Annotated in this window: 18 protein-coding genes and 1 other RNA gene; 12 read left to right on the top strand and 7 right to left on the bottom strand. The window is 56.4% G+C overall.

What is annotated here, in order from left to right; translation table 11 throughout:
• Positions 1-10: 10 nt before the first annotated feature.
• Entirely contained in the window at positions 11-1165 is a 1155-nt protein-coding gene (locus MFLA_RS05920; protein WP_011479380.1) for a S1C family serine protease, read from the top strand.
• A 78-nt stretch (positions 1166-1243) separates the two neighbouring features.
• Here MFLA_RS05920 and MFLA_RS14480 read toward each other — a convergent pair whose 3' ends face one another.
• Positions 1244-1498: a hypothetical protein gene (locus MFLA_RS14480; protein WP_195742096.1), complete on the bottom strand. Its 255-nt coding sequence runs from the start codon at positions 1496-1498 to the stop codon at positions 1244-1246.
• 29 nt (positions 1499-1527) lie between these two features.
• On the opposite strand from MFLA_RS14480, the gene MFLA_RS05910 reads away from it, so the two are divergent.
• From MFLA_RS05910 to MFLA_RS14845, 3 genes are read left to right on the top strand one after another with little or no spacing between them, the layout of a single operon-like run.
• Positions 1528-1977 carry a DUF2924 domain-containing protein gene (locus MFLA_RS05910; protein WP_011479378.1) on the top strand — a complete coding sequence of 150 codons (450 nt, stop codon included), beginning with the start codon at positions 1528-1530 and terminating at the stop codon, positions 1975-1977.
• Positions 1974-3005: a recombinase family protein gene (locus tag MFLA_RS05905; protein WP_011479377.1), complete on the top strand. Its 1032-nt coding sequence runs from the start codon at positions 1974-1976 to the stop codon at positions 3003-3005. The genes MFLA_RS05910 and MFLA_RS05905 overlap by 4 nt, the downstream gene beginning before the upstream one ends.
• A 33-nt stretch (positions 3006-3038) precedes the next feature.
• Positions 3039-3353 (top strand): integrase, encoded by a 315-nt coding sequence (locus MFLA_RS14845; protein WP_011479376.1) that lies wholly within the window; start codon positions 3039-3041, stop codon positions 3351-3353.
• A gap of 456 nt (positions 3354-3809) precedes the next feature.
• Here MFLA_RS14845 and ssrA read toward each other — a convergent pair.
• Both ssrA and MFLA_RS05890 read right to left on the bottom strand, forming a co-directional pair.
• Positions 3810-4170: a transfer-messenger RNA gene (gene ssrA / locus MFLA_RS14475) on the bottom strand.
• Positions 4171-4522: 352 nt separating this feature from the next.
• Positions 4523-4966, bottom strand: coding sequence for a hypothetical protein (locus tag MFLA_RS05890; RefSeq protein WP_011479373.1), 444 nt, complete (start codon positions 4964-4966; stop codon positions 4523-4525).
• Positions 4967-5470: 504 nt separating this feature from the next.
• Here MFLA_RS05890 and MFLA_RS05885 point away from each other — a divergent pair.
• Entirely contained in the window at positions 5471-5746 is a 276-nt protein-coding gene (locus tag MFLA_RS05885) for a hypothetical protein (protein WP_195742095.1), read from the top strand.
• Positions 5747-6275: 529 nt separating this feature from the next.
• On the opposite strand, the gene MFLA_RS05880 is transcribed toward MFLA_RS05885, so the two are convergent.
• Complete coding sequence (locus tag MFLA_RS05880) at positions 6276-7193, bottom strand: LysR family transcriptional regulator (protein WP_011479371.1); 918 nt, start codon at positions 7191-7193, stop codon at positions 6276-6278.
• An 88-nt stretch (positions 7194-7281) separates the two neighbouring features.
• Here MFLA_RS05880 and MFLA_RS05875 point away from each other — a divergent pair, with 88 nt between their 5' ends.
• Positions 7282-7935, top strand: a complete 654-nt coding sequence (locus tag MFLA_RS05875) for an SDR family oxidoreductase (protein ID WP_011479370.1) — start codon at positions 7282-7284, stop codon at positions 7933-7935.
• Between the two features lie 270 nt (positions 7936-8205).
• Positions 8206-8736, top strand: a complete 531-nt coding sequence (locus MFLA_RS05870; protein ID WP_229407194.1) for a thermonuclease family protein — start codon at positions 8206-8208, stop codon at positions 8734-8736.
• A gap of 7 nt (positions 8737-8743) precedes the next feature.
• Here MFLA_RS05870 and MFLA_RS05865 read toward each other — a convergent pair whose 3' ends face one another.
• On the bottom strand, positions 8744-9184 hold the full coding sequence (locus MFLA_RS05865) for a hemerythrin domain-containing protein (RefSeq protein WP_011479368.1): 441 nt from the start codon (positions 9182-9184) through the stop codon (positions 8744-8746).
• Positions 9185-9290: 106 nt separating this feature from the next.
• A complete protein-coding gene (smpB, locus tag MFLA_RS05860; RefSeq protein ID WP_267864491.1) occupies positions 9291-9785 on the bottom strand; it encodes an SsrA-binding protein SmpB in 495 nt (164 codons plus the stop codon).
• A 119-nt stretch (positions 9786-9904) separates the two neighbouring features.
• Between smpB and MFLA_RS05855 the strand changes: the two genes are divergently transcribed.
• Both MFLA_RS05855 and MFLA_RS05850 read left to right on the top strand, forming a co-directional pair.
• On the top strand, positions 9905-10342 hold the full coding sequence (locus tag MFLA_RS05855; protein ID WP_011479366.1) for a type II toxin-antitoxin system RatA family toxin: 438 nt from the start codon (positions 9905-9907) through the stop codon (positions 10340-10342).
• Positions 10339-10671 carry an RnfH family protein gene (locus tag MFLA_RS05850; protein WP_011479365.1) on the top strand — a complete coding sequence of 111 codons (333 nt, stop codon included), beginning with the start codon at positions 10339-10341 and terminating at the stop codon, positions 10669-10671. Before MFLA_RS05855 ends, MFLA_RS05850 begins: the two co-directional genes overlap by 4 nt.
• A 51-nt stretch (positions 10672-10722) precedes the next feature.
• Here MFLA_RS05850 and MFLA_RS05845 read toward each other — a convergent pair whose 3' ends face one another.
• Entirely contained in the window at positions 10723-11193 is a 471-nt protein-coding gene (locus tag MFLA_RS05845) for a DUF4124 domain-containing protein (protein ID WP_011479364.1), read from the bottom strand.
• 160 nt (positions 11194-11353) lie between these two features.
• Between MFLA_RS05845 and guaB the strand changes: the two genes are divergently transcribed.
• From guaB to guaA, 3 genes are all read left to right on the top strand, one after another.
• Positions 11354-12814 (top strand): IMP dehydrogenase, encoded by a 1461-nt coding sequence (gene guaB, locus MFLA_RS05840; protein ID WP_011479363.1) that lies wholly within the window; start codon positions 11354-11356, stop codon positions 12812-12814.
• A 14-nt stretch (positions 12815-12828) separates the two neighbouring features.
• On the top strand, positions 12829-13554 hold the full coding sequence (locus MFLA_RS05835; protein WP_011479362.1) for an SIMPL domain-containing protein: 726 nt from the start codon (positions 12829-12831) through the stop codon (positions 13552-13554).
• Between the two features lie 67 nt (positions 13555-13621).
• Complete coding sequence (guaA, locus tag MFLA_RS05830; RefSeq protein ID WP_011479361.1) at positions 13622-15202, top strand: glutamine-hydrolyzing GMP synthase; 1581 nt, start codon at positions 13622-13624, stop codon at positions 15200-15202.
• Positions 15203-15224: the final 22 nt, after the last annotated feature.

Genomic DNA, 15224 nt, shown 5'->3' with positions numbered 1-15224 from the left:
AACCCCCGCCATGGCTTACCACGATCCTTACCCACAACGCCCAGCTCCGGATCATTTCGTCCGGCGGTGGCTCTTCATCACTGCGTGCGTTGCCGCACTCATGCTGTTCTGGCAGTTCCTGCCCGCCATCGAGGCCTGGTTCAGCCCGCGCCAAGCCGCTGAGCGCACCGTCACGCCGCGTGGCGATCTGGCCGCTGACGAACAGGCCACCATCGAACTGTTCGAGAAATCCCGGGCATCGGTGGTCTACATCACGACGTCCCAACTGGTACGAGATGTCTGGACGCGCAACGTCTTTTCCGTGCCGCGCGGAACGGGTTCGGGTTTCATCTGGGATGACGCCGGTCATGTCGTTACCAACTTCCACGTCATCCAGGGCGCGTCCGAAGCCACCGTCAAACTGGCCGACGGCCGCGACTACCAGGCCGCACTGGTGGGGACGAGCCCCGCGCACGACATCGCTGTGCTCAAGATCGGCGTCGGTTTCAAGCGCCCGCCGGCCGTGCCGGTCGGCACCAGTGCCGACCTCAAGGTGGGTCAGAAGGTGTTCGCTATCGGCAACCCCTTCGGCCTGGACTGGACGCTCACCACCGGCATCGTGTCCGCGCTCGATCGATCGCTGCCCGGGGAATCTGGCGGAGTGACCATCGAACACCTGATTCAAACCGATGCCGCTATCAACCCCGGCAACTCGGGTGGGCCGTTGCTCGATTCGGCAGGCCGCCTGATCGGCATCAACACAGCGATCTACAGCCCTTCCGGTGCATCGGCTGGGATCGGCTTCGCCGTGCCGGTGGACACGGTCATGCGTGTGGTGCCACAACTCATCAAGACCGGCAAATACATCCGTCCGGCGCTTGGGATCGAGGTAGACGAGCAGCTCAACCGCCGATTGCAGGCACTGACCAGTACCCAAGGCGTGTTTGTGCTCCGTGTCGCCCCTGGCTCAGCGGCGCAAAAGGCGGGGCTGAGCGGTATCACCGTTGGCCCCGAAGGCATCGTGCCGGGAGACCGTATCACAGGCATAGACGGCGCTCCCGTCGACGATGTCGCCAAGCTGCTCGCACGGCTTGACGACCGAAAGGTAGGAGATGTTGTGGTCTTGTCAGTCGAGCGGGCCGGTAAGCCACGGGAAGTGCGCGTGGAGTTGCAACCTGGCGCCTGATCTGGAGTTGATGACTTCTGGGGATCGGCAAAGGGTCAAGAGGCACCCTGTCAACTGTTTCGTTAACGCGCAATGGATTCATGACTGGCGGTCACGATTACCCCTGCGTTGCCATCCGCTTCGGAAGATCAGGCTCACTATCCCTGACGGTTGCAATTCCTCGGAGCCGTCATGAAGAACCTCGAACTCGCATCTCCCACGGAGATGAGCGCCAGCGCCCGTGCTGGCGAAATCGCCGCCATCCTTGCGGCTGCCATCGTCCGCACCCTTGCTGCGGATGAGCCAAAACAGAGAGAAGTTGGCCTTGGCTTCCTGCCCGACCAGCGCGTTCATACAACCCCCTATCAAGAGGAGAAGTTGTGATGAACGACAAACAAGCATCCGTCGCGGCACGGATCGCGGAGCTGGCCTGCCTGCCGATGTCCGAGCTCTGGACGGTGTGGGATCGATATTTCCCGCGCCGCCCGGACTACCCCAACCGCACGCACGTCGAGTCCCGTCTCGCCTACAAGCTGCAGGAGGAAGCCTTCGGTGGCCTCGCGCCCGAGATCAAGCAGCGTCTGGAAGCCATCGGCGCGAAACACTCCAAGATCAAGTTGCGGGCCAAGCCGCGCGAGTTCGATTTCGCGCCGGGCACGATCCTGCTGCGCGAATGGGGCGAACGCGAGCACCGGGTGACGGTCACCGCCGAGGGGCTGTTCGAGTACCAGGGGCGCAATTTCAAGAGCCTGACGGCGGTGGCCCGTCACATCACGGGCGCGCACTGGTCTGGGCCGCTGTTCTTTGGCCTGAGCAAGGGAGGTGCGCGATGAGCGAGATTGCCAGCACCAAGGCTCGCAAGCGCTGCGCCGTCTACTGCCGGGTGTCCTCGGATGAACGGCTTGACCAGGAGTTCAACTCCATCGACGCGCAGAAGGAGGCGGGCCACGCCTACGTCGCCAGCCAGCGATCCGAGGGTTGGATCTCGGTGGCCGACGACTACGACGACCCAGGCTTCTCCGGCGGCAACACGGATCGGCCCGGGCTGAAACGTCTGATGGCGGACATTGAGCGCGGCCAGATCGACATCGTGGTGGTCTACAAGATCGACCGCCTGACGCGCAGCTTGGCCGACTTCTCCAAGATGGTCGAAGTGTTCGAACGCCACGAGGTGTCCTTTGTGTCGGTCACCCAGCAGTTCAACACCACCACCTCGATGGGTCGGCTGATGCTCAACGTCCTGCTGTCCTTTGCCCAGTTTGAGCGCGAGGTAACCGGCGAGCGCATCCGCGACAAGATCGCCGCCGCCAAGCGCAAGGGGATGTGGATGGGCGGTGTCCCGCCCCTGGGCTACGACGTCGACAACCGCCTCCTGGTCATCAACGAAACCGAGGCGGCGGTGGTGCGCCGTATCTTCGAGGAGATGCTGACCATCGGCTCTCCGACCCAGATCGCCGTCAATCTCACCGCCGACGGCATCACGAACAAGGCCTGGACGACGCAGGAGGGCCAGACCCGCAACGGCACGCGTATCGACAAAAAGTACCTGCACAATCTGCTGCGCAACCGCATCTACCTGGGCGAGTTGTCGCACAAGGGGAACTGGTACCCCGGCGCTCACCTGCCAATCATCGACCGGGAACTGTGGGACAAGGTTCACGCGGTGCTGGCCAGGGATGGGCACGCCCGGTCGGTGGAAACCAAGATCCGGTCGCGCACCGACGCCTTGCTGCGCGGCCTGCTGTACGCCCCCTCGGGCGAACGGATGTACCCGACCTACTCACGCAAGAACGGGCGCAAGTACCACTACTACGTGTCCAAGTCGGAAAGCCGGTTCGGGGCACCGGGCAAGAGCTACTAACGCCTGCCTGCACCGGAGATTGAGGCGGCAGTAGTGGCCCAAATCCGCACTGTGCTGACCAGCCCGGAATCCATCGCATCGGTGGTGCGCCACATCCAGCGCAACGGCGGACAGGTCGACGAGGCCACCACGGTGATGGCGATGGGACGGCTCAACGACGTGTGGGATCAGTTGTTCCCGGTCGAGCGCCATCGCATCGCCAACCTGATGATCGAGCGCATCGACCTCGTCCACGTCGGCGAGGTGCAGGGTATCAAGGTGAAGTGGCGGGAACTGGGGTGGGACGCCCTAATCGGTGAATTCGCCCCGAGAGGGATCGGCGCAGAACTGGTGGAGGTCGAGGCCTGATGGACGACACACTGGAAACCTTCGTGCCACTGACCTTCCGCCGCCGGGGCGCGCGGCGCGTGGCCGCCGATGACCGCCACGTCCACGATGTGACGCTGCTGGAGGGGGTGGCACGCGGTTTCTACTGGCAGCACCTCGTGGACACCGGCGAGATGAAGAGTGGTTCGGAGATCGCCCGGGCCGAAGGCTTACACCCCTCGGTTCGGCACTCGGTCGCCACCGCTACAGGAGTTGCCAACCACAACCCACCGCCTCTAAACCCGCGCCAGCAAAGGAAATGGCCTCGAGAACGCTCGCGTGGCCACCAGAGAAAACGGAGAACAGAGAGGCGTAGGCGGGGCCGAAAGCGCCGACTTCGCAGGGGTGGCGCTCGCGAGACCAAGCCCGGGAGCCGTGCCAACGCTGGGGGAACGGGCAAAAAAAATCCCAACCGATAAGGGTTGGGATTTTAGGTATTGGTGGAGCCGGGGGGAATCGAACCCCCGTCCGCAAGCCCTCCACAGACAGTTCTACATACTTAGCTGTGTTGTTTGATTTAACCTGATGCCCACCAACGAGCAAGCGAACAGCAGGCGAGTTACCTTGGATTTAATGTTGTATTAAGTAACCCAATACAACACGATCCTCTCTAAATGACGCTGCTGCGGTTACCCGCCCGGCCGAGAGGCCTTCCGGTGCAGCGTCCAGCCGGGATTAAGCGGCTAGAGCGTAAGTTTCGTCGTTTGCGACTATACTTGTTCTAGTTTATTTACGAGGTGACTAGGCCTCGGTATGCCCTGCGCTGCTTTGCAACCCACGTCGAAACCTGGTCGGCCCCTGATGGTTTAAAGCTATCGTATGACTCCCCTTGAGAATGAAAGTTCTCACGAGAGCCGGGAGGCGGATTATAACCTTTCTTCAGATTTCCCGCGCGTGTTTGTCATGTCTTGACGTTTGCCAAATGGGGATTGATGCTGGATTATCAAGTAGCCAGGGGCTTTGTAGAGGAGTTGCTGATCGGCTCAACCATGAACCGGGAGCAAATGTCTGGGGGGAAGCCATTAATATCCCGCCTGAGCCAACCAGCGCTACCAAGCATAAACGTGACTCTCACTGGCAAACATCGGCTTTTGTCTTACATTGTCCTTCAGGGAACACTGAAGACAGGTTTTGTCGCTTTGCCCGCTTAGTCAACCGGTCAACTGGTCTACCGAAGCCAACAAGGGCCATCCATCATGCAACCAGGAATATTCCAAGGGCGGATCAGAGATGATCACATAGACACGTTCTTCATTGTGCTCTTTAATAATCAACGCCAGGATCGCATGCCCCTGGGGAACCTCAAACCAGAGTGGAGCGTTGTCTTCGCCCTTTTCCATAAAGGCATGCACAGCCAGGCTCACGATCTCTGTGTCTAACTGTTTCCACTCCCCAGCATCAAGCAAATCCTTGCGAGCCCATCCTCCTTGCAGGAACTCAGCAAGCTCGGGAGCGGTTTCCTCGTCACGCTTGCCCCACTTCAACCATTCGATTAGGCCCAACTTACGCTGTACGGGCAGATAAGCTTGGGGATCGGGAAAGTAAATCTCTAAATCCTCGCCCTTGGGATTGATGTATTTTACGCCGCCGGGCATAGGCTCACTCTGCGTAGGACATTAATTGGTAAAACACGAATAGTCCCACGCCATTGATCATTAACAGAATGAGCACCCAAATGCTAATTTCGGCGACTTCTTGTCGACTCAGCATACCAACCTCCTACGTAACGACTTAAGGTCAAGTGAGGTAAAACTGATACATCCAACAAATGACACCCATCAACAACGTCCCAATAAAAGCCAATCCCAGCGCAATCCAAGGTTCAAGCTCTGGTCGCATAGTGTCTCCCTTTAGGTTTTCCATTGTTTATCCTTAACTTGTTGAATCATTTTAAGAAGGATCATATAGAGGGAATTTCATTTTCACTATCGGGCGTTGTCTTACATTCTGGCACGCAAAAATCTCTTGGCCGCTTACCGCTATCGAAAAAGAATATGGCATCAATCAATGAAAATGTGAAACGCGAATGAAATGCTGGACGGCACCTTGGCGCATATTGATTGTCGTATGGTTTTACCCCTTACACGAGAGGTCTAAAGATGAGCACACCAGACAAGCGCCGTTTGAGTTCTCTGCAACGGACCCTATTAGGCTTGTTCATTGCCGTGCTGGCCGGCATAGGCATTTATCGCGTTATCGGACCGGAACCACCACTGCCTGAGCCAGCCCGTACCGAACTCGAGTCGCAGGCACGCGTTATAGAGCAGCGTGCTGCCGAGGATCAGGCTGATGGAGACAACAACCCCAGCAAATGGATGACAGTTCCATTGGCAGAAGAGCCTGTTAAACCAGAACCGCCGCGGGAGCAACATTGATAAAAGAGGTATTCCGATCCGAAAAGAAATATCTCTATTCTTCAACCGTCAATAATGAGGCCGGCAACTCCATCTGCCGCACTGGTCTTTTAAGGCTCTGCTACGAAATAAAAAAACCTGTTTTCATCTCTTTTTGAAACAGCAGGTTTTTTTATTTCTAGATTTCCTGGCAAGGTCACTTTACCGGTATCGACAAAGAGTAGAACAGGCACAACCCCAGCCCGCTGAATACAGATAAAAGAATGATAAAAATCAGGATGTTCGACAGGTTCTTCCGAGTCATCGTATCCAATCTCCTCAATAGCTTATAGCTTGAGTTCCCAGCATCCGATGAGGCGCATGGTGTGGACCCCCCATCTCCGGCCTATCCATAAGGAATAACAATCCGCTTAAGCAATACTATCTTCGGAGCCGTATCGTCACTATCGGAGATAGTCCGACATTCCCTTACAGTGGAACAGCTTGAGACAAGCTTGAGGCCGATGTCTACGGAAGAGAACTGCGTATTCGCTCATCAATGATTGTTTGATCAGCCTAACCCCTTGCGTATTGATGCAGTGATTTCATCCACGAAGAGCCTGGTTTTTGTCGGAATGAGCCGCCCTGGCGGCATGACGGCATAAATCCCGCCTTCCCCCGCTCCCTCCCATCCAGGCAGGACTTCGGTCAATGCTCCTTCACGTATTGCTGCAGCAGCTAACCAATCCGCAGTGAGTATGATACCTGCGCCTTGGATAGCAGCCAGGAGCAAGGCTTCTGAGTTATCGGTCACCAGCGGCCCTTCTGGGCGGATCGTCTTTCGTTGAGCGCCGTTCTTCAATCTCCATTCAGGCCAAGTCGACAGGCTGGTGAAACCCAGGCATGGATAGTGCGCCAAATCTTCAGGGCCAGCAGGGAGACCATGCTCTGCGATGAATTTGGGAGCGGCAAGCAACACGTAGCGGAATGGCGCAATTTTCTTCGCAGTCAGCGAACTGCTATTCAAAGAAGTGCCCAGCCTGACCGCGATGTCGTAGCCTTCGGCCACGAGGTCTACCAGGCGGTCTGTGAACCTGACGTCCACCTTGATACGGGGGTGTTGTGCAATGAAGCCTGGAATAAGCGGAGCTATCCATTGCTTACCGAATGTAAACGGCAGGGATATCCGCAACAATCCCTGAGGGCTGGACGCGAAATTACTGGCCTCAAGGCTCGCCGCATCCAACTCATCGATAATGGTACGTATGCGTGGGTAGTAAAAATTGCCCACTTCCGTCAACACCACCCGCCTGGTGGTGCGGGTCAACAGCCGCACCCCGAGACTGCTTTCCAGCTGGCTCACCCTGCGGGACAGGATAGTGGGATCCCGGCCCATGCGCTTAGCTGCGACGGAAAAACTACTGGTTTCCGCCACTGCTACAAATGCGACAAGCTCATCCAGCGAGACACGGCTTAACAATTCATGCATTTTTTACAGTTGTCATTTGCTCGAACGAGCCATTATCCACTGATTCCACATATATACAATATCCCTTCAATTTGACATGGAGATGGAGATGAAAACTTTTTTAAGCATTGGCACTGGGCCTGGAATCGGGTTTGAAACCGCAGCGCGTTTTGCCCAAGAAGGCTATCGGGTAGTGCTCAGCGCCCGGAATGCGGACAAGCTTAATGCGCTCGCCAAAGTGTTGTATCAATCAAATCATCAAGTTGAGGTGCGCACAGTCGATGCCAGCAACCCCACAAGTGTCATCGCCTTGATCGATGAGATTGAGAATACCCTTGGGCCCATAGATATTCTGCATTACAACGCCGCCAACCTTCGCCAGGCAACAGTGGAAGAGCAACCTGCTGATAGCTTTGTCAGCGACCTGGCCGTCAATATCGGCGGTGCGCTTGCTGCCACCCAGGCGGTCAAGCCCAGACAGGAAAGCCGCGGACAAGGTACGATCCTGATGACAGGCGGCGGTTTTGCGTTATATCCAAGTCCGGATTATTTATCCCTCAGTATCGGCAAAGCCGGCATTCGTACAATCACGCTGGGGCTATTCGAGCCTTTCAAGCAGAAGAATGTGCATATTGCGACTGTCACGGTCGCAACCTTTGTCTCTGCCGGCTCTAAAGAAGCCAGAGACATTGCAGAACAATTCTGGCAATTGCATTCCCAACCGCAAGCCTCATGGACGGCCGAGATCATGTACCCGGCCTGATATTCAGGCAATACTTTATCTTCAAGGGCCCCTGACCTACGGGCCTTTTTTTCAATCCGAACTCGTTCCCCTGGCTGCAGCACATGGCTAGCCACACAGCATGCCCAATGCCGGGCATCATGATTGCCACGCTGCCAACCTTGGTACTTTGCACCCGCTACGGTCTGGAGCAACACGCTGATGCGAATGCCACGATGCTTTGGTCATCCAGGCGCGCGACTCTGGACAATGATTTGCTCTACGCGCCATAATCGCCCTATGACAACCTCCATGCCAGCTTCCCCTACACCCACCATGCGCAGTACACCACCCCGCTACATCAACGCCTTCCTTACAATGCTGACGGGCGCGTTTCTGGCCTTCAATGCGCATGCCGATACGCTGACCGGCAAGGTCATCCATATTGCGGACGGGGATACTTTGACCGTCATGGTGAACAATACCCAGCACAAGATCAGGCTGTTGGGCATAGATGCGCCTGAGAAGAACCAGGCTTATGGCAAGCAGTCGCGCGTGGCACTCAACCGCGCCATCAACGGTAAACAGGTCACGATCGATTGGAATAAGCGGGATGATTATGGCCGTATCGTCGGCAAGGTGATCTACAATGGACAGGATATCAACCTGCAGCAAATCCAGAAAGGCATGGCCTGGCACTATAAGCACTTTGAGCGCGAGCAGGAACCCGAAGACCGCGCGAAATATGCCCAAGCAGAATACCAGGCCAAGCGCGACAAGCAGGGATTATGGCAGGATGCCAAGCCCATACCACCCTGGCAATATCGCCGTACCAAACCGTGAGCCACCGCTACTGCGCAAGCGCCTCTTCATAATCGCGCAGGTACTTGGCTGAAAGCTGCTGCTTTTCCTGCTGGCTGAGGATCTTTCCCGCCATCTGGAAGAATTTGTGTTCCTCCTCTTCCAGATGATGCAGCACTTTATGCCGCAATTCTTTGGCATGCACCAACCACGCGGGAGAGGAAAGCTCGGTTTCTTTCAGCAACTCCAAGATTTCATCGATTTCGTGATGTTCAGCGATGCCATGACGCGAAGGGTCTATCCCATTGTCATCCATCATGATGGGACGGTAGAAATGGCGCTCTTCCGCCCGCTCATGCGCTTCAATCTCCTGCTGGATTTTCTGGAATAACTGCTTACGCTCCGGCGTATCTCCGCTTGTCTCAATCAATTGCGCCAGCAAATCGCGTTGGCGCTCATGGCTTTGCCGCAAGGCTTCGAAAATGTTCATTGCCGTGTCCCGCTGAGTTAAGTCAGCAATACCGTACCAAGGAGCACAGCAATAAAATGTCAGCGCATTTCCAAAATACGTGTCAGACAATTCTGAAATATCACGATCAGGAACCGGCCTGTGTCTTGACGTATTTCTTCATCAATGAGCTTTGCTCGCGCTTCCAGTCCTTTTCCTTCTCGCTATGGCGCTTATCGTATTGCTTCTTGCCCTTGGCCAGGCCGATCTGCACCTTGATGCGCCCGCGGGTGTAATGCATGTCCAGTGGCACCAGCGTATAGCCAGCACGCTCCACCTTGCCAATGAGTTTAGCGATCTGCTCGGAATGCAGCAGCAGCTTGCGCGTACGGATCGCATCCGGGCGTACATGGGTAGATGCGGAGCCCAGCGGCGTCACATGACAGCCGATCAGGTAGATTTCGCCACGCTGGATGATGACGTACGCCTCCTTGAGCTGGACGCGGTTTTCACGAATCGCTTTGACTTCCCAGCCCTCCAGCACAATCCCGGCTTCGTATTTTTCCTCGATGAAATAATCGTGAAACGCTTTTTTGTTCTGGGCGATACTCATGGTGTTTGCTGTTTCGGTCGTGTGATAGATGTTGTAGCTCTTGCACGCATGGATTCATGCGCGGTATAGCATGTCAATATTGATGCTATTTTGCTGACAACTGGGAAATATGACTTAAAATCGATATTTTACTCTAGATCGCAACACGAATGGCACAGGTTGAAAAAACAGTCCTGGTTGGACAATCCGCGGAACGCATGTTTAATCTGGTGGACGATGTAGAAGCCTATCCGCACTTTTTGCCCTGGTGTGGTGGCGTGGATCTGCACCGCAAGGATGATATGATTACCGAGGCCACTCTCCATATCGACTATCATGGCCTCAAGCAGAAATTCACTACCGAAAATTCCAAGACATTCCCAACCAGCATGGATATCCGCCTCAAGAGCGGGCCGTTCAAACACCTGGAAGGATTCTGGCATTTCACCCCATTGGCAGAGGACGCCTGCAAAGTGCAGTTCAGGCTGCAGTATGAGTTTTCGAGCATCATATTGGAGAAGCTGATTGCCCCTGTCTTCGGGCACATTGCCAATACCTTCGTCGAAGCCTTCGTCCGACGCGCCGAAAGCGATCACAAGACGCCGTGAGTACCAAGTTTTCCATTGAGGTCGCCTATGCGCTTCCTTCCAGGCAGCTCATCCTGAAGCTGGAAGTTGAGCCCGGCACAACTGCAATTGAAGCGGCAAGGCAATCAGGTATTGCCGATCATTTTGAGGGCCTAGATATCGACACGAGCAGGCTGGGCATATTTGGAAAACAGGTGGCGGCCACTACCTTGTTGCAGGCCGGCGACAGGGTTGAAATCTACCGCCCGCTGCAAGCAGACCCGAAAATGGCGAGGCGCAACCGTGTCAAGCAACAAGGCGCAAGCAAAATACGACACAAAACACCTTCCGTCGCCGTCAGGACGCGCTGACCATCGCCTCGTGCGGATGATGGGCAGTGCCAAAGGCACTGCTTTACCAGCCTACCCCTCATCCGTGCAGTATTGCTTGACTTCCTTGGCGGCCTCTTCCAGCCCGCGCTGTATATCTTCATCCCCAAGGTATTCACGTTCGCCTTCGGGCGTCATTTTATAGATCCGCCCCCCTATCTTGAAATTCTGGTAGTTCGCCTTGGCGTTCTGGCAATTGACGCGCCTGGCTTCCTCTTCGGACCGTTTCTTTTCTTCATTGCGCCGCTCCTGCTCCGCCTCTGCCTGGCGGCGCAAGGCAGCAGCATTGCGCACGGCCTGGGAATCGGCGCCTGCCACTGGGGCAGTTGCCGTGCCAGGCGTAGATTTGACATTGTCCACCAGCTCGTAAGGCACATTGCCCGGTGGGGGCGAATCGGAATACAGCGTAACCCCGTTATTATCCTTCCACTTGTATACCTGAGCCTGCGTCATCCAAGGCAATATCACCATCATGACGAATGCCAGCCACCGAACGTTATTCATGAATCCCCCGAGTCATCGAAATCCTGTCCCACACTAAGCAGCTTCATCCCTGCCGTCAATTGAAAAAATCTGCACTTGAGTTCATTATCGGCAAAATGCAGGGGAGATTTACCATGACGGCACTACCCGGTATAATTGCCTTTTGCCGGAAAGATATTCTATGCGTCTGTTGCAACAAGCGCTTACCTTCGATGATGTTTTACTGGTACCCGCACACTCCAACGTGCTGCCCCGCGAAGTAAGCCTCGCTACCAAACTTACCCGCTCCATCACCCTGAATATTCCCCTGATCTCTGCCGCCATGGATACAGTGACGGAAGCCCCGCTGGCAATCGCGCTGGCACAGGAAGGCGGCATGGGGATCGTACACAAGAACATGTCCATCAAGGACCAGGCCGCTCACGTTTCCCGCGTCAAGCGTTTCGAGTCCGGTGTGGTGCACGACCCCGTCACCATCCAGCCCAACCTGACCGTACGCGATGTGCTGGCGCTGACTCGCCAGCACAAGATATCCGGCCTGCCGGTCGTTGACGGCAAAAAAGTGGTCGGCATTGTCACCAACCGCGACCTGCGATTCGAGACCAATCTCGACCAGGCCATTTCCAACATCATGACGCCACGTGAACGCCTGGTGACCGTGCGTGAAGGCGCCAGCCTGGAAGAAGCGACAGCCCTGCTTCACAAGCATCGCCTGGAGCGCGTGCTGGTGGTCAATGACGCGTTCGAGCTCAAGGGCCTGATCACCGTCAAGGACATCCAGAAATCCAGTGACCATCCCAACGCCTGCAAGGACGAAAAAGGCCGCCTGCGTGTCGGCGCTGCTGTCGGCGTGGGAGATGGCACAGAAGAACGTGTTGCTGCATTGGCCGAAGCCGGCGTGGACGTGATCGTCGTGGATACTGCCCATGGACATTCCCAAGGCGTGCTGGATCGTGTCAACTGGGTCAAGAAGAACTTCCCCCATATACAAGTGATCGGTGGCAACATCGCTACCGCCAACGCAGCCAAGGCATTGGTCGATGCGGGTGCCGACGGTGTCAAAGTCGGGATTGGTCCAGGCTCCATCTGTACCACACGCATCGTGGCGGGTGTTGGCGTACCGCAAATCAGCGCAGTAAGCAATGTAGAGGAAGCCTTGCGAGGCACGGGTGTTCCATTCATTGCCGACGGCGGTATACGCTTCTCCGGCGACATCGCCAAGGCGATTGCGGCCGGAGCTTATTCCGTCATGTTAGGCGGCATGTTCGCCGGCACCGAAGAGGCACCAGGGGAAATCGAACTGTTCCAGGGCCGCTCTTACAAATCCTACCGCGGCATGGGCTCCATCGGCGCGATGGAGAAGGGCTCCAGCGACCGTTATTTCCAGGATAACAACGGCAATGTGGACAAACTGGTCCCTGAAGGCATCGAAGGCCGTGTGCCATATAAGGGCAGCGTGCTGGCGGTGATCCATCAGCTGATGGGCGGCCTGCGTGCCTCCATGGGTTATGTGGGTTGCAGCACGATCGAGGAAATGCGCACACGTGCCGAGTTCGTGCAAATCACGGCGGCAGGCATGCGCGAATCCCACGTGCACGACGTGCAAATCACCAAAGAAGCGCCTAACTACCGCATCGACTAAACAGCGAGAACGCCATGGCAACCGAAAAGACCGCATCCATCCCTGCTTATACCATTCTTGGTGTATTGCTGTTCGCAGGGCTATGCGGTCTTGGTTACCAACTGGCGCAAAGCGCCCTGCAAATCAAGCAACTCGAACGCACGGTGGAGGTCAAGGGCCTTTCCGAGCGCGAAGTCAAAGCCGATATCGCCATCTGGCCGATTACGTTCAGCATCGCGGACAACGACCTCAGCGCCCTGTACCAAAGCATTCAGGAAAAGAACACTAGCGTGCTTGAGTTTCTTAAAAATAATGGCTTCACCGCCGACGAGGCCAGCGTCTCTGCACCATCTGTCGTAGACAAGCAGGCGCGCGAATACGGCAATACCAGTGCCAATGCCAGATATCGTTACACCGCCAGCTCCACTATCACGGTGTATTCCAGCCAGGTTGACAAGGTGCGCGACACCATGATCAAGATCGTCGAGCTCGGCCAGCAAGGCATTCCGATCGCAGGCGACAGTTACAATACCCAGTTTATCTACAGCAAACTGAACGAGATCAAGCCGGCCATGATCGAAGAAGCCACCAAGAGCGCACGCGAAGCCGCCAACAAGTTTGCCAAGGATTCCGACAGTACACTGGGCAAAATCAAGCGTGCCAACCAGGGCACGTTCAGCATAGAAAACCGCGACGCCGGCACCGCGCATATCAAGAAAGTCCGCGTAGTGTCCAAGGTGGAGTATTACCTTTCCGACTGATGCCTGACGAAACTGATGTTTTGTGGCCGGTCACCTTTCAACCTTAATCCCCAGCGCTTGAGCTTCCATGCAACAAAAAATTCTGATTCTCGATTTCGGCTCCCAATACACCCAGCTGATCGCCCGTCGCATCCGTGAGGCCAACGTCTACTGTGAGCTGCACTCATGGGACGTATCTGATGCATTCATCCGCGAGTTCAACCCAGCAGGCGTGATCCTCTCCGGCGGCCCCAACTCTGTCTATGAAGACGAAACCCCGCGTGCGCCGCAAAGCGTGTTCGAACTGGGTGTGCCCGTATTGGGCATCTGCTATGGCATGCAGACCATGGCAGCGCAACTTGGCGGCTCGGTGGAAAATGCCGCCAAGCGCGAGTTCGGCTACGCCGAAATCCGCGCCCAGGGACACTCCGCCCTGCTAAAAGGCATTCAGGACAAAAGCAATGCAGAAGGCCACGGCTTGCTGGACGTCTGGATGAGCCATGGCGACAAGGTCACGGCCTTGCCCGAGGGCTTCAAGATCATTGCCAGCAACAGCGCAACCCCGATTGCCGGCATGGCGGACGAAAACCGCCGCTTCTACGCGGTACAGTTCCATCCTGAAGTCACCCATACCAAGCAAGGCAAAGCCCTGCTCAACCGCTTCGTGCACGACATCTGCGGTTGCGACCAGAGCTGGAACATGCCGGACTATGTGGAAACCGCCGTGCAACGCATCCGCGAGGAAGTCGGCTGCGATGAAGTCATCCTCGGTCTTTCCGGCGGCGTGGATTCCTCAGTGGCTGCCGCGCTGATTCATCGCGCGATTGGCGACCAACTCACCTGCGTCTTCGTCGACAACGGTCTGTTGCGCCTCAACGAAGCCGAGCAGGTGATGGAAACCTTCGGCAAGAACCTCGGCGTCAAGGTCATCCATGTCGATGCCAGCGCCAAATTCCTCGGCGACCTCTCAGGTGTGAACGATCCGGAAGCCAAGCGCAAGATCATCGGCCGTGAGTTCGTGGAAGTGTTCCAGCAGGAAGCTGCCAAGCTGCCGCAAGCCAAGTGGCTGGCACAGGGCACCATCTACCCCGATGTCATCGAGTCCGCCGGCGCCAAGACCAAGAAGGCCCATACCATCAAGAGCCACCACAACGTAGGTGGCCTGCCCGATACGCTGAAACTCAAGCTACTCGAACCATTGCGTGAACTGTTCAAGGATGAAGTCCGCGAGCTTGGCATTGCCCTCGGTCTGCCGCACGACATGGTCTACCGCCACCCCTTCCCCGGCCCCGGCCTCGGAGTGCGCATACTGGGTGAGGTCAAGCGCGAATACGCCGACCTGCTGCGCCAGGCCGACCATATTTTCATTGAGGAGCTGCGCAGCACCAAGGATGCGGACGGCAAGTCATGGTACGACAAGACCTCGCAAGCCTTTGCCGTGTTCTTGCCAGTGAAATCCGTGGGCGTAATGGGCGATGGCCGCACCTATGACTATGTGGTCGCCCTGCGCGCTGTGGTCACCACCGACTTCATGACCGCGCACTGGGCCGAGCTGCCTTACGACCTGCTGGGCAAGGTGTCCAACCGTATCATCAATGAAGTGCGCGGCATCAACCGCGTGGTGTACGACATCTCGGGCAAGCCACCAGCCACAATCGAGTGGGAGTGATGGACAATATCCTCCCCGGCCA

Origin of the sequence: Methylobacillus flagellatus KT, from assembly GCF_000013705.1 — a bacterium.
Classification (GTDB): Bacteria; Pseudomonadota; Gammaproteobacteria; order Burkholderiales; family Methylophilaceae; genus Methylobacillus; species Methylobacillus flagellatus.
Note: the sequence above shows the minus strand (reverse complement) of the source record. Positions and strands in the feature narration are given on the sequence as shown.

Excerpts from the sequence above, each read along its gene's own strand:
- MFLA_RS05920 (WP_011479380.1), top strand. The coding sequence starts at position 11 with ATGGCTTACCACGATCCTTACCCACAACGCCCAGCTCCGGATCATTTC.
- MFLA_RS14480 (WP_195742096.1), bottom strand. The coding sequence starts at position 1,498 with ATGAACGCGCTGGTCGGGCAGGAAGCCAAGGCCAACTTCTCTCTGTTT.
- MFLA_RS05910 (WP_011479378.1), top strand. The coding sequence starts at position 1,528 with ATGAACGACAAACAAGCATCCGTCGCGGCACGGATCGCGGAGCTGGCC.
- MFLA_RS05905 (WP_011479377.1), top strand. The coding sequence starts at position 1,974 with ATGAGCGAGATTGCCAGCACCAAGGCTCGCAAGCGCTGCGCCGTCTAC.
- MFLA_RS05890 (WP_011479373.1), bottom strand. The coding sequence starts at position 4,966 with ATGCCCGGCGGCGTAAAATACATCAATCCCAAGGGCGAGGATTTAGAG.
- MFLA_RS05885 (WP_195742095.1), top strand. The coding sequence starts at position 5,471 with ATGAGCACACCAGACAAGCGCCGTTTGAGTTCTCTGCAACGGACCCTA.
- MFLA_RS05880 (WP_011479371.1), bottom strand. The coding sequence starts at position 7,193 with ATGCATGAATTGTTAAGCCGTGTCTCGCTGGATGAGCTTGTCGCATTT.
- MFLA_RS05875 (WP_011479370.1), top strand. The coding sequence starts at position 7,282 with ATGAAAACTTTTTTAAGCATTGGCACTGGGCCTGGAATCGGGTTTGAA.
- MFLA_RS05870 (WP_229407194.1), top strand. The coding sequence starts at position 8,206 with ATGCCAGCTTCCCCTACACCCACCATGCGCAGTACACCACCCCGCTAC.
- MFLA_RS05865 (WP_011479368.1), bottom strand. The coding sequence starts at position 9,184 with ATGAACATTTTCGAAGCCTTGCGGCAAAGCCATGAGCGCCAACGCGAT.
- MFLA_RS05855 (WP_011479366.1), top strand. The coding sequence starts at position 9,905 with ATGGCACAGGTTGAAAAAACAGTCCTGGTTGGACAATCCGCGGAACGC.
- MFLA_RS05845 (WP_011479364.1), bottom strand. The coding sequence starts at position 11,193 with ATGAATAACGTTCGGTGGCTGGCATTCGTCATGATGGTGATATTGCCT.
- guaB (WP_011479363.1), top strand. The coding sequence starts at position 11,354 with ATGCGTCTGTTGCAACAAGCGCTTACCTTCGATGATGTTTTACTGGTA.
- MFLA_RS05835 (WP_011479362.1), top strand. The coding sequence starts at position 12,829 with ATGGCAACCGAAAAGACCGCATCCATCCCTGCTTATACCATTCTTGGT.
- guaA (WP_011479361.1), top strand. The coding sequence starts at position 13,622 with ATGCAACAAAAAATTCTGATTCTCGATTTCGGCTCCCAATACACCCAG.